Here is a 12,395-nt window from a genome sequence, read left to right on the forward strand (position 1 = left end):
CGAAGGATCGACGTACGTGGACGCGATGGATCTCGACGCTCTCGCCGCCGCCCTGGAAAACGCCTTCCGCCGCCTCGCCCCTGGGGGGGACGCCGGCCACGACGTGCACCACGCCCGCCGGGTGCGCGACAACGCCTTTCGGATCGCCGATCGCGAGGGGGGCGACCGCGCGGTCCTCCTGGCGGCGGCCTACCTGCACGATCTGGTCAGCCCCCCCAAGGACTCGCCCGACCGGGCGCGGGCCTCGGCGCTCTCGGCGGAGGCGGCCGCGCCGGTGCTCCGCGAGCTGGGCTTCGACGAGGACCGCGCCGCGGCCGTCCGCCACGCCATCCACGCCCACAGCTTCTCCGCCGGGGTCGAGACGAGGACGCTGGAGGCGAAGATCCTCCAGGACGCCGACCGCCTGGAGGCGCTGGGGGCGATCGGCGTGGCGCGGACGTTCTACACCGCCGGGCTGATGAACTCGTCGATGTTCCACGCCGACGACCCGTTCGCCGCCTCCCGCCCGCTCGACGACCGCCGGTTCGCCCTCGACCACTTCGCCGTCAAGCTGCTGAAGCTCCCCGCGACGATGAAGACCGAGGCCGGCCGCGCGCTGGCCGAAGACCGCCTGGGCGTCATGCGCGCCTTCCTCGAAGCCGTCGCCGCCGAACTGGGCGCGAGGCCCGCCTGGTGAGGCCGGGACGGCGGCCCCGTGGCGAAGTCGCCGCGCCTGTGCGACGATCGGGCCTTCGCCGCCCGGTCGTCGGGCCTCGTTCCGGGTGTTTGCAGGAGGCGTGATCCCCTTGGCCTGGCGATTCTGGGATTCGGTGCCGAACAAGCGGGCCGCGCTGGCCCGGGCGCTCGACGCGACGGGCGCGACCCGCGCGATCGAGGCCGTCCGCGAGGCCGGCGGCCGATCGGCGGTCGTCCTGACGTACCATCGGATCGCCGAGCCCGGCGCGTCGAACCCGTACTACGACCCGGTCGTCTCGGCCACGCCCGAAGGCTTCCGCGCGCAGATGGAGATGGTCCGCCGCCGCTTTCGCGTGGTCGGCCCGGAAGACCTACTCGCGGGCGACGACGGCGACCGCCGGCCCCTCGCGGTCGTCACGTTCGACGACGGCTACCGCGACAACCACGACGCCGCGCTGCCGATCCTGCAAGAGCTGGGCGTGCCGGCGACGTTCTTCATCCCGACCGGCTTCCTGGAGCGGCCGAGGCTCCCCTGGTGGGACCACGTCGCCTACGTCGTGAAGCGGACGACCCGCGCGCGGTTCGCCGTCGAGCGCGCGCCCGGCGATCCGTCGCCGATCGCCGTCGAGCCGGGGGCCGACCGCGAGCCGGCCCTGACGACGCTCATCCGCGCGGTGCTCGACGGCCAGGTCCCGGACCAGGCCTGGTTCCTGGGACGGCTCGAGGAGGCGGCGGAGGTCGAGGTCGATTCGCCGTCGCTGGGACGCGAGCTGTTCGTCTCGTGGGAGCACCTGGCGAGGATCGCCGACCGGGGCTGCGCGATCGGCTCGCACGCGCACTCGCACGTCGCGCTCGGGACGCTCGACGACCGCGGCCTGCGGCGCGAGCTGGCGCTCTCGCGGACGATCCTGGAGGCCGCCCTGAAACGTCCGGTGCGGACGATCGCCTATCCCTACGGCTGGCCGGGGGCGGTGGACGACCGCGCCTACCGCCTGGCCGCCGCCGCCGGCTACCGCGCCGGCTTCACCACGATCGAGGGGATCGCCCGCCCCGGCGCCCCGGGCTTCGACCCGCTGGCGATCCCCCGCCTGACCGTCGGCGGCGGCGACGCCCCGGCCCTCCTCCGCGCCCGCGCCGCACTCTGGGGCGCGGCGGGGCGCTCGTGGCTGTAGCCGACGACCGGCCGCCTGCCTCGTCAGGCCAGCGTCAGCAGCACGATCTCCGGGCGGCAGTAGAAGCGGACGGGAGGGCCGCTGGTGCCGACCCCTCGGCCGACGAAGACGGGGTACGACGGGCCCTGGGCGAGCCCGCCGGCGTACTTGCGGCCGAACTGGGAGGGGATCACCAGCGCGCCCAGGCCGGGCACGACCACCTGGCCGCCGTGGGTGTGGCCGCTGAGCATCAGGCTGATGCGGGGATCGCGCTGGTATTCGGCGACGTCGGGATTGTGCGACATCAGGACGACGGCGTCGCCTTCGTGGGCGTCCTCGAGCGCCTGGGAGACGCGTTGTTCGTCGGTCCAGAGGTCCCCCACGCCGGCGATCCGCAGGCGGTCGCCCCGGCGGTGCAGCCAGACGCCCCGATTGTCGATCAGCTCCAGGCCGGCGCGGTCCACCCGGGCCCGGGATTCGGAGCCGCTCTCCCAGTTGTCGTGGTTGCCCAGCACGGCGAACCGGCCCAGGGGGGCCCGCAGCCGGGCCATCTCGGCGCAGACCGGGGCGATGTACTCCGGGCTCTTGGAGACGTAGTCGCCTCCCAGCAGGACCAGGTCCGGCCGCAGGGCGTTGGTGCGGTCGACGACGTGGCGGATGTAGTCGAGGCCGACGTAGGGCCCGTGGTGCAGGTCGCTCAGGAACGCGACCGTGAGCCCCCGGAACGACCCCGGCAGCCTGGAAACGGGGATCGTCCGCCGCGTGAGCCGGCACCACCGGGCCTCCAGCAGCGGGTACGAGGCCCCGGCCAGCGAGGCCGCCACCGCGCCCATCGCGGCCCGCTTCCAGAACTTGCGCCGGCTCGTCCGCTCGACCGCCTTCGGCTCGTCGCCCATGCCTTCGCGCCCTCGCCCATGCGTGGAAGGATCCGTCAGACTGGCCGTCTCCCATTGTTCGCAAAGGCCCCGCGACGGCAAGGGGAGTTCCCGGAACGCCACGGCGCGCCTTGAAGGCGGCGGGCCGCCGGCCTTACAATTCAGTTCGGCGGCGGGGAGGTCTCGACGCGAGACGCCCGTCGGGCGGACCCGATCCAGCGAGCGGCGGCGATCCGATCCCGGGATCGCGACGGAGGTGCGCCTTGGGCCTGAGCACGACGACGACCACGACCCCGACCCCGCAAACCGAAGCGACGGCCGAGCCGGGCCCGGATGCGGGCCTGGCGGCGCGTCGAGACGCCCTGATCGCCGCGATCCGGGGCTACGGCCGGGTGGCGGTCGCCTACTCCGGCGGCGTCGACAGCGCCGTCGTCGCCAGGGCCGCCTACGAGGCCCTGGGCGACGCGGCCGTCGCGGTGACGGCCGTCTCCGAGAGCCTGGCCTCCGGCGAGCTGGAGGAGGCCGAGGCCCTGGCGCGCAAGATCGGCATCCGCCATCGGGCGATCCGCACCGAGGAGTTCGCCGACCCCAACTACCTCCGCAACAACCCCGACCGCTGCTACTTCTGCAAGAGCGAGCTGTACGGCCGGCTCGCCGGCCTGATGGACCAGCTGGAAGTCGACGCCATCGCCTCGGGCGCCAACCTGGACGACCAGGGCGACCATCGGCCCGGCATGCGGGCCGCCGGCGAGAAGGGCGTGAGGCACCCGCTGCAGGAATGCGGCCTGGGCAAGGCCGACGTCCGCGCCCTGGCCCGCGCCTGGGGACTGCCGGTCTGGGACAAGCCCGCCGCCCCCTGCCTCTCCAGCCGGATCGCCTACGGCGAGGAGGTCACGCCCGAGCGGGTCCGGATGGTCGACCAGGCCGAGTCCTGGCTCCGCGGCCGGGGGCTCCGGCTGCTCCGCGTCCGCTACCACAAGGGGGACATGGCCCGCATCGAGGTCCCGGCCGAGGAGTTCCCGAAGCTCACGGCCGACCCCGTGCGGTCCGAGCTGGCGGCCGCCTTCCGCGGCCTCGGCTTCAAGTTCGTGACGCTCGACCTGGAAGGCTTCCGCTCGGGGAGCCTGAACGACCTGATCCCTCCCGAGCAGTTGCTGAGTCGGAAGCCCGGCGTCGCGGCCCGCTGAGCCGCCTCGCCGCACCCTTTCGTCGGTTCGTTCGTACGGTTGAGGCGGATTCTCATTTTCTCTCGGGAAGCCGGGCGGCACGGGATCGTCTCAGGTCCCCCGCCCGCTCCTCTCGGTTCTTCAATTTGGCGGTTATCCGCCGCGTCGGGCCGACCGGGCCCGGCGGGGGGGCGATGATGGCTCGGGTGAAATGCCGATGCGGCGAGACGCTGGACGTGGATCGGAACGGCCCGGAGCGGGTCGTCTGCCCGCGCTGCCAGGCGCGGATCCGCGTGCGGAGGCCGGACGGCGCGGCGGCCGACGGGCTGATCCGGTTCCACTGCCCGTGCGGGCGCCGGCTGAAGGTCCGGGCCGAGAACCGGCCGGAAGCCGGCCGCTGCCCGGACTGCGGCGAGGTCGTGCCGGTGCCCTCGCCGGCGGCGCGCCCCTCGAACGTCGGAGTGGGCGTGGCGTCGCTCCCCAAGACCTCCAACCCCGGGGTCTCCAAGGCCGCCTTCCAGGACGACGAGGCCCGCACCGAGGAGATGAACCCCGCCGACGTCGCCCGCCTCCAGCGCTGGGCGGCGCGGCACGGCGTCCTCCCGGGCGACGAGCCGTCGGCCCACGTCCCGCCCCCCGGGCTGGCCGACACCCCCTACTCGCCCCCCCCGGCCCTGCGGGTCGAGGCGGGCCTGCGCATCTGCCCCAAGTGCAAGCGCCCCCTCCACATGAGCGCCACCTCCTGCCGCGCCTGCGGGGCCTCCACCCCCAAGCGCTGAAGCCGGACGGCCCTCCCCGGCCCCCGAGGCCGGGCCGTGGACCCTCCCGCTCTTTTTTACGAAAGGCTTCGTAGATTTCTACGAAGTGTTTCGTAAGAATGGTCGCGGCGTGCAGGGAAAGGGCCGTGGGAGCGGGGAGGGGGCGTGACGATGGGCGAGGCGAAGGATCCGATCCCGAGCCCGACGGACGCCGAGCTGGCGATCCTGCGGGTCCTCTGGCGGCGCGGGCCGAGCACCGTGCGCGAGGTGCACGAGGCGCTGAGCACCCGCCGGCCGACGGGCTACACGACGGCCCTGAAGCTCATGCAGATCATGGCCGAGAAGGGGCTGGTGCTCCGCGACGAGGCTCGGCGGACCCACGTCTACCACCCCCGCATCTCCGCCGAGGCGGTCGAGCGCGGGCTCGTCCGCGACCTGCTCGACCGCGTCTTCGACGGCGCCGCCGACCGCCTGGTCCTGCGAGCCCTGGGCGCCGGCCGGGTGACCCGCGACGAGGCCGCGAAGATCCGCGCCCTCCTCGACGAGATCGAGGGGGGCGACGCATCATGATCGACTACGACTCCGTCGCCGCCAGCCCGATCGTCTTCCGCCTGGCCTGCGGCCTGGCCCACTCGCTCTGGCTGGGCCTGCTCGTCGCCGCCGCCCTCGGCCTGACGCGGCCACTCCTGCGGGGCCGCCCCTCGGCGCGCCACGCCGCCGGCTGGCTGGCCCTGATCCTGGTGGCGGCGACCGTCCCGCTCACGGCCTGGCTCGCCCCCTCGACGACGGCTTCGCCCGCCCCGACGTCCGCTCCGCCCCCGCCCCCACCGCTCCCCGCGACCCTCGCTCCCCGCGCCGACGACCTCGCCCCGCTTCCGGCGCCGTCCGTCGTCGCGGCCTCCCCGTCGCGCGACTCCGGCGCGACGACCCCGTCCGTCGCGGCTCCGGCGCCCGCCATCCCCGACGATCCGCGGCCGGCCTACGCGGCGTTCGACCCCTGGGAACCCGTCCGGCCGTCGGCCCCCTGGATCGCGGGGGGCTGGCTCGTCGGCGCGATGGTCCTGGCCGCCTGGCGGGCGGGGGGCTGGCTCCGCCTCCGCAAGCTCCGACGCGAGTCGAGGCCTGCGCCGGAAGTCCTGCAAGCGGCGCTCGACCGGATCGCGGAGCGGATGGGGGTCCGTCGCGCGGTGGAGTTGCTGGAGTCGGCGCGGTTGCGGGCCCCGGCGGTCGTCGGCTGGCTCCGTCCCGCCGTGCTGGCGCCGGTCGGGCTGCTCTCGGGGATGCCGCTCGACCAGGTGGAGCTGATCCTGGCGCACGAGCTGGCGCACGTCCGGCGCGGGGACTTCCTGGCGAACCTTATCCAGACCGCCATCGAGACGCTCCTGTTCTACCACCCGGCCGTCTGGTGGATCTCGCGGACGATCCGGGCCGAGCGCGAGGCCTGCTGCGACGACCTCGTCGTGACGACGACCGGCGATCGGCTCGAATACGCGCGGGCCCTGGCTCGGCTGGCGGAGCTGTGCGTCGATCCGGGCGAGGGCCGCATCTCCCCGTTCCCGATGGCGGCCGACGGCGGCGACCTGCTGGCCCGCGTGCGTCGGATCGTCCGCCCCGAGCCGCGCCGGTCGCTCCCCCGGACGGCCGGCGCGTTCGTCGCCCTCGTCGCGACGGCCTACCTGGTCGGCGTACTCGGCTCGGCCCTCGTGCCGACCCCGCAAGGCGCCCCGCCGATCCCGACCGGCCCGCCACCGGACCCCGGGGCGGCGCTGCTGGCGCCGGCGCCGCCGGATCTCTTCTCCACCCCCAGGGCCGACGCGACGCCGGCACCGACGCGCGACTCCGATCCGGCCACCGTCCCCGAGCCCGACGGCGTCGACCGCCCGAGGGTCGTCGCGGTGAGCCCGGCCGACGGGGCGAAGGACGTCGCGCCCGACGCCGAGATCCGCGTCCGGTTCGACCGCCCCATGATCCCGACCTCGGCGATGCTCGCCTGGAACTCCGACGTCCCCGGCCGGGCGGGCTACCGGCCGCGAGGGCCGCTGCGGTACGACCCGGCGACCTTCGAGTTCGCGCTGCCGGTCCACCTGACGCCCGGCTGCGACCACGGCCTGAAGCTCAACCCCGCGTCCTGGCCCGATCTCGACGTCGATCGGGGTTTCCGATCGGCCGACGGCGCGACGGCCGCCCCCTTCCTGTGGTCCTTCACGACGGCCGCGTCCGAGCCGGCCCCGACACCGGTCGAGGGGACGCCGCCTCGGGCGGTCGCCGCGAGCCCGGCATCGGGCTCCGAGGTCTCCGTGCTGACGCCCGTGGCGATCACCTTCGACCGGCCGATGGACCCGACGTCGTACGGCCTGGCCGTCCCCCCTCGGCCTCAGGGGGGCCTCCAGGCCCCGTGGCTGCAAGGCGAGCCGATCTACGACCCGACGACGCGGCGGTTCGCCCTGCTCCTGGTGTTCCCGCCGGGCTGGCGCGGCGAGCTGCGTCTCGAGGGCTTCCGCTCGGCCGAAGGGGTCGCCGCAGCCTCGATCCCGCTGGACTATCGCCAGGTCGATGAACAAAACTCGACGGCCCCCGCGCTGCGCGTCGGCGACCCGTCGCCCCGGCTCCGCGAGGTCGTCGAGCGCGCCCGCGAGGCGTCCCGCCGGGTGCGGAGCGTCTCCGTGCGAACCCGCACGACCTCCAGGCCCCTCGGCGCCCGGCCGAGCTGGAGCCGGACCTACCAGGCCGACGGCGCCAGCTTCCGCAAGCAGGGCGGCCGGTTCGCGGGGGAGATCGACGGCCTCATCCGGGCCGGCGACGACGGGACGACATGCTGGGCCCTGCTGCCGGACCAAGCCGTCGCCGTCCCCTCGGGCGCGATCGAGACGAAGGACGTCGCCGTCATCGACCCGTTCGACGCTTGGGGCGAATCGACCGTCGAGGAGCTGATCCGCGACCGCAGGTTCCAGGACGACGGCGAGGTCGACCTGGACGGCCGCCGCTGCCGCGTGGTCTCCACCTGGGGCGTCATCGGGATGGCCGGCGTCGGCGCCTTCATTATAATCGGCGTCGACGGCGCTCGCTGGTTCCTCGACGCCGAGACCTATCTGCCGGTCCGGGTGGATTCCCCCGGCGCCCGCGCGACCGAGTTCTTCTACGAGTCGATCGACGAGCCGATCCCCGACGAGGCCTTCCGCCCCCCCGCCGGCGTCCCCCGGGCCGCCGATCCCGGGCCGATCCCCGAGGGCTTCGCCCGCCGGTTCCTCAAGGTCCGCGACGGCTCCGACGGCCGACTCATCTACGACGGCCGACGCATCCACGACGGCCTACTCTCCGTCGACTGGGGCCTGGACGGGCCGAACGGCCGCTCCAGCATCCGGGCGAAACCGGACCGTCGCGGGTTGCCGAAGGTCGGTATGATGAGATGACGACGCGTCCCGGATCCGAGCCGAAGGCCGAGCCTGCCGGAAACGGCATCCGGAGCGTCGCCGATGCGGAGCACCGGGTCGATCCGCTGGCCCATTCTCCGGGGCCCAACCATGCGACTGAACCGGTTTATCAATCGAATTCTGATACCCTATGGATTGGTCACCGTCTGCGCGGTGGCCCTCCTGACCTGGCTGATGGGGGAGATAGGCCGTGCGAGGGAGGAAGCCCGATCCTCCCAATGCGTCGGCAACCTGAAGCAGCTCGGCCTCGCCTTGCTCAACTATGAGTCGGCTTACGGGTGCCTCCCGCCCCCCTACGTCGTCGACGCCCGCGGCAAGCCGCTGTATAGCTGGCGCGTCGTCCTTTGGGCCTATCTGGAACGGGAGAGGTGGAACGATCGCCAGCTCACGGAGAAATTCCGGTTCGGCGAACCCTGGGACAGTCCGAGAAATCGCAGCCTCCACTCCATGCGGCCGCCGAACTTCTTCTGCCCCAGCCATCCCGACAGGGCCGAACGAGGATTGACGAGCTTCGTCGCCGTCGTCGGGCCGCGGACCCTCTTCCCGGGCGGCGGCCAGGTGAGACGGCTGGCCGAGGTCCGCGATGATCCCGATGCGACCCTGATGCTCGTCGAGTCCCAGGACTCGGGAATCCACTGGATGGAGCCGCGGGACCTGGACTGGGACCTGATGAGCTTTCGCGTCAACGATCGATCCCGGCCCGGCATTTCGAGCGGGCACGGAATCGGGTCCTACCCGGGGCCTCACGTCCTCACGGCGGACTATGGCGTCGCGACCTTGTCGGACACGATGTCCCCGGATTCCATCAAGGCCTTGCTGATGATCGACGATGGCGAGAGGGTCGAGCTCGAGTTCGGCCCTCGCCGAAACTAGATTCCTAACACGAAGCGGCTCGGCCCCATGGACTTCATCAGCACGTTCGACATGTTCAAGATCGGCCTCGGGCCGTCCAGTTCGCACACGATGGGGCCGTGGGCGGCGGCGCGGCGGTTCCTGGCGGGCCTGCGCGAGGCGGGGGAGCTGGATCGCGTCGCGCGGGTGCGGGTCGACCTGTTCGGCTCGCTGGCGAAGACGGGGAAGGGGCACGGGACCGACCTGGCCGTGATCCTGGGGCTCGGCGACTTCGACCCGGTGACGTGCGACCCGGGGATCGTCCATCCGGCCGTGGCCGAGGTCCGGGCCTCGCGGACCTTGCCGCTGGCGGGCGGGCGGCGGATCCCGTTCGACGAGCGCGAGGACCTGATCTTCCACCGCGGCGAATCCCTGCCGTTCCACCCCAACGCGCTGCGGTTCACGGCGACGCTCGACGACGGGGCGGCCCGCGCCGAGACGTATTACTCGATCGGCGGCGGCTTCGTCGTCCGCGAGGGGGAGGCGGCCGGCACGCCCGGCGACGGCCCGGCGATCCCGTTCCCGATCGAGACGGCGGCCGACCTGCTGCGGGCCTGCCGGGAGAACGGGCTGACGATCCCGGAGGTGGTCCTGCGCAACGAGCGGGCCGTGCGCGACGACGAGGCCATCCGCGAGGGCCTGGCGAGCATCTGGCGGGCGATGTGGGAGTCGGCGTTCCGGGGCGCGCACGCCGAGGGGATCCTGCCGGGGGGCTTGCAGGTCGTCCGCCGCGCCCCGAGGTTGAGCCGTTCGCTGCTGGGGGCGGAGGCCGAGGAAGCCTCGCGCGACGCCGACGCCTGGGTCGCGGCGATCCGGCGGTCGGCGCCGGGGTTCGACGCGACGCTCAAGTGGGTCGCCTGCTTCGCCCTGGCGGTGAACGAGGAGAACGCGGCGTTCGGCCGGGTGGTCACCGCGCCCACCAACGGCGCGGCCGGGGTGATCCCGGCGGTCCTGCTGCACCGGATCGCGGCCCACGAGGGGGGCGAGGCGGCCGTGGGGCCCTTCCTGCTCACCGCCGGCGTGGTGGGCGCGATGTTCAAGCGGCGGGCGACGATCTCGGCGGCGCAGGGGGGCTGCCAGGCCGAGATCGGCGTCTCCAGCGCGATGGCCGCCGCCGGCCTGGCGCAGACCCTGGGCGGCACGCCCGAGCAGGCGCTCATGGCCGCCGAGATCGCCATGGAGCATCACCTGGGCCTGACCTGCGACCCGGTCGCCGGCCTGGTCCAGGTCCCCTGCATCGAGCGCAACACGATGGGCGCGATCAAGGCCATCACCGCCGCCCAGCTCGCCCTCGAAGGCGACCCGGCGCGGGCCAAGGTGAGCCTCGACGCCGTGATCCGGTCGATGTGGGAGACCGCCCTCGACATGAACTCCAAGTACAAGGAGACGTCCGAGGGGGGCCTCGCCGTCCAGATCCCCGTCAACGTCGTCGAGTGCTGACGGGGATCTGGACGGCGACGAGGCGGTCAATCCAGCTGGCGGAGGCGTTCGACGACCTCCTTCTTGTGCTCGTCCTTGACGGCGGGCTCCTGTTCGAGGAGGTCGGCGGCCTTCTTGGCGGCCTCGGCGCGGGGGACGCCTTCGAGCTTGCCCAGGCGTTCCTCCAGCGTGGCGAGGACGTTGTCCAGGGTCTCGGCCTCCTTGAGCATCGCGCCCTTCACGGCGGCCTCCTTGCGGGAGGACTTGCCGGCCTGGTCGACGTCGGGCGCCTCGCCCTTGGGCTTCGCCGTCTTGGCCGATTTGAGCGTCCGGCGGTTCTCCGGGAGGTTCTTGTAGCGGACGACGAACTCCTGGACGAGCGTCTCCGGCGTGTGCTGGAGCGACTTGTCGAACTCCGGAGTCTCGCCGCAGCCCTGGAGGGCGGCGGTCGCCAGGAGGGTGAAGAACGACGAGAACGCGGCGATCGCCAGGGTGGCCCGCCGCGAGGAGAGGGGTCGTGGGGTCATCGGGGTCGTCTCGGGGGGGGCGGGGACGCCCCGGCTCGACGTCGGGCCGGGGCGAGCCGCCTGATCTGTCCATGGATCCGCCGTCGTCAATACTCGTCGGCCGAGATGACCTCGCCGCCGTTGCGGGTGCCGAGCGCCCACCAGGTCGGCAGGGAGACCGAGTTCTTGATGAACCGGACCGAGCCGTCCATGAAGGCGACGTTGGCGCCGCCGGGGTGGTTGCTGCTGGGGTTCGCGCCGGTGTCCCCCTCGAAGCAGCGGAGCGTGTTCGAGTAGTAGACGTGGATCGTGGGCGCGTTGGGGGGGAAGAGATGGGAGTACAGGTGCCCTTCCCAGCCGTCGGTGAAGGCCCAGGTGGAGCCCTTGTACATCGTCCAGTCGGACCAGTTCTGGGCGGGGCCGGCGAGGCCGTCGCGGACCACGGCCCAGATGTCGACGTCGATCTGCTCGATCAGGGCGGAGTCGGTGTAGTTGAACCGCCGGCGGGGGTCGCGGTGGTTGCCCGTGCCGTCGTTCATGAGGAACTCGCTGGCGGCGGCGGTGTTCGACGTGCCGTCGGTGATGCTGGCCATCGAGACGTTGACGTTCGTGTTCGTGGCCCGGCCGGCCGGCGAGCAGGGGCCGACCGTGTTGTACATCCGCGAGGTCGAGATCGCCCCCATGTGGGGCGGCAGGTTGCCGCCGGTGGGCGCCTGGCCGGGCATCAGGATGTTCCGCGGCCGGCCGGTGTTGCCCGCGTAGTTGTTGTTGCCGAGCTTGCCGGTGCCGGTGTTCACCACGCCGTCCTGCGGCAGGCAGGTGAGGCCGTCCGAGGGGCAGAGGAACGTCGACACGGACGACCGCTGCACCGTCGCGTTCACGCCGTTGACGATGTTGTTGTTGCCGTAGAACCCGTCCGAGTACGTGAAGTTGAACGAGTCGTACATCGGCTTCAGCTCGATGAACGGCAGGATCATGCAGAGCCAGGCCCGGTTGCCCGACGAGCCCCCGGTCCCGCCGTACTCGTCGGCCCGGCGGTACTCGTGCACCGGCGTGGTGTTGAAGGCCGACATGTAGTTGTGGACGCCCAGGCCGATCTGCTTCAGGTTGTTGGTGCACTGCATGCGGCGGGCCGCCTCGCGGGCGGACTGCACGGCCGGCAGCAGGAGGGCGATGAGGACCGCGATGATCGCGATCACCACCAAAAGCTCGATCAGGGTGAACCCACGACGCCGTGCGATGCTCATTGACTTCCTCCATCGGAAGCGAATTGGTATGAATGCCGTGGACGGGGACGACCCGCGACGCGGACGGTTCTTCGTCCGGCCGCGGCCGATCTTTCGGGCGGCGTGGGGAACGCCGCGCATCCCGACCCCCCGCGTCCTCGGGGGTCGACGCGGCTCTTTGGGACCGAGATTAGACCATAGTAATGTGAAGACGACGTGAAGGTCGAATCAAATTGTGCGGAAACCACGACGTAGGAATTCGTGGTGAGCGGCGTGGGGAGGGCGAAGTGGGGAAGG

General features: G+C 72.7%; 11 protein-coding genes. 8 read left to right on the top strand and 3 right to left on the bottom strand.

Features of this window, described 5'->3' with window-relative positions; all coding sequences use genetic code 11:
* The first annotated feature begins 25 nt into the window (after positions 1-25).
* Both G6O68_RS09035 and G6O68_RS09040 read left to right on the top strand, forming a co-directional pair.
* Complete coding sequence (locus tag G6O68_RS09035) at positions 26-676, top strand: HD domain-containing protein (protein WP_165247011.1); 651 nt, start codon at positions 26-28, stop codon at positions 674-676.
* A 109-nt stretch (positions 677-785) separates the two neighbouring features.
* Complete coding sequence (locus tag G6O68_RS09040) at positions 786-1,847, top strand: polysaccharide deacetylase family protein (protein ID WP_165246813.1); 1,062 nt, start codon at positions 786-788, stop codon at positions 1,845-1,847.
* Positions 1,848-1,870: 23 nt separating this feature from the next.
* Here G6O68_RS09040 and G6O68_RS09045 read toward each other — a convergent pair whose 3' ends face one another.
* Positions 1,871-2,722 carry a metallophosphoesterase gene (locus tag G6O68_RS09045; RefSeq protein WP_165246815.1) on the bottom strand — a complete coding sequence of 284 codons (852 nt, stop codon included), beginning with the start codon at positions 2,720-2,722 and terminating at the stop codon, positions 1,871-1,873.
* 320 nt (positions 2,723-3,042) lie between these two features.
* On the opposite strand from G6O68_RS09045, the gene larE reads away from it, so the two are divergent.
* From larE to G6O68_RS09075, 6 genes are all read left to right on the top strand, one after another.
* Positions 3,043-3,888 (top strand): ATP-dependent sacrificial sulfur transferase LarE, encoded by an 846-nt coding sequence (gene larE, locus G6O68_RS09050; protein WP_165247013.1) that lies wholly within the window; start codon positions 3,043-3,045, stop codon positions 3,886-3,888.
* Between the two features lie 176 nt (positions 3,889-4,064).
* A complete protein-coding gene (locus tag G6O68_RS09055) occupies positions 4,065-4,646 on the top strand; it encodes a hypothetical protein (RefSeq protein ID WP_165247015.1) in 582 nt (193 codons plus the stop codon).
* Between the two features lie 150 nt (positions 4,647-4,796).
* Complete coding sequence (locus G6O68_RS09060) at positions 4,797-5,195, top strand: BlaI/MecI/CopY family transcriptional regulator (protein WP_165246817.1); 399 nt, start codon at positions 4,797-4,799, stop codon at positions 5,193-5,195.
* Positions 5,192-8,035 (top strand): M56 family metallopeptidase, encoded by a 2,844-nt coding sequence (locus G6O68_RS09065; protein ID WP_165246819.1) that lies wholly within the window; start codon positions 5,192-5,194, stop codon positions 8,033-8,035. Before G6O68_RS09060 ends, G6O68_RS09065 begins: the two co-directional genes overlap by 4 nt.
* 111 nt (positions 8,036-8,146) lie before the next feature.
* A complete protein-coding gene (locus tag G6O68_RS09070; protein WP_165246821.1) occupies positions 8,147-8,929 on the top strand; it encodes a DUF1559 family PulG-like putative transporter in 783 nt (260 codons plus the stop codon).
* 27 nt (positions 8,930-8,956) lie between these two features.
* Positions 8,957-10,387: an L-serine ammonia-lyase gene (locus G6O68_RS09075; RefSeq protein WP_165246823.1), complete on the top strand. Its 1,431-nt coding sequence runs from the start codon at positions 8,957-8,959 to the stop codon at positions 10,385-10,387.
* A gap of 26 nt (positions 10,388-10,413) precedes the next feature.
* On the opposite strand, the gene G6O68_RS09080 is transcribed toward G6O68_RS09075, so the two are convergent.
* Positions 10,414-10,893, bottom strand: coding sequence for a hypothetical protein (locus G6O68_RS09080; protein WP_165246825.1), 480 nt, complete (start codon positions 10,891-10,893; stop codon positions 10,414-10,416).
* An 86-nt stretch (positions 10,894-10,979) separates the two neighbouring features.
* Positions 10,980-12,119, bottom strand: coding sequence for a DUF1559 domain-containing protein (locus tag G6O68_RS09085; protein WP_165246827.1), 1,140 nt, complete (start codon positions 12,117-12,119; stop codon positions 10,980-10,982).
* Positions 12,120-12,395: the final 276 nt, after the last annotated feature.

Origin of the sequence: Paludisphaera soli (genome assembly GCF_011064595.1) — a bacterium.
Lineage (GTDB): Bacteria > Planctomycetota > Planctomycetia > Isosphaerales > Isosphaeraceae > Paludisphaera > Paludisphaera soli.

Coding starts and splice junctions, on each gene's coding strand:
- G6O68_RS09035 (WP_165247011.1), top strand. CDS start 26: ATGGATCTCGACGCTCTCGCCGCCGCCCTGGAAAACGCCTTCCGCCGC.
- G6O68_RS09045 (WP_165246815.1), bottom strand. CDS start 2,722: ATGGGCGACGAGCCGAAGGCGGTCGAGCGGACGAGCCGGCGCAAGTTC.
- G6O68_RS09055 (WP_165247015.1), top strand. CDS start 4,065: ATGGCTCGGGTGAAATGCCGATGCGGCGAGACGCTGGACGTGGATCGG.
- G6O68_RS09060 (WP_165246817.1), top strand. CDS start 4,797: ATGGGCGAGGCGAAGGATCCGATCCCGAGCCCGACGGACGCCGAGCTG.
- G6O68_RS09065 (WP_165246819.1), top strand. CDS start 5,192: ATGATCGACTACGACTCCGTCGCCGCCAGCCCGATCGTCTTCCGCCTG.
- G6O68_RS09070 (WP_165246821.1), top strand. CDS start 8,147: ATGCGACTGAACCGGTTTATCAATCGAATTCTGATACCCTATGGATTG.
- G6O68_RS09075 (WP_165246823.1), top strand. CDS start 8,957: ATGGACTTCATCAGCACGTTCGACATGTTCAAGATCGGCCTCGGGCCG.
- G6O68_RS09080 (WP_165246825.1), bottom strand. CDS start 10,893: ATGACCCCACGACCCCTCTCCTCGCGGCGGGCCACCCTGGCGATCGCC.
- G6O68_RS09085 (WP_165246827.1), bottom strand. CDS start 12,119: ATGAGCATCGCACGGCGTCGTGGGTTCACCCTGATCGAGCTTTTGGTG.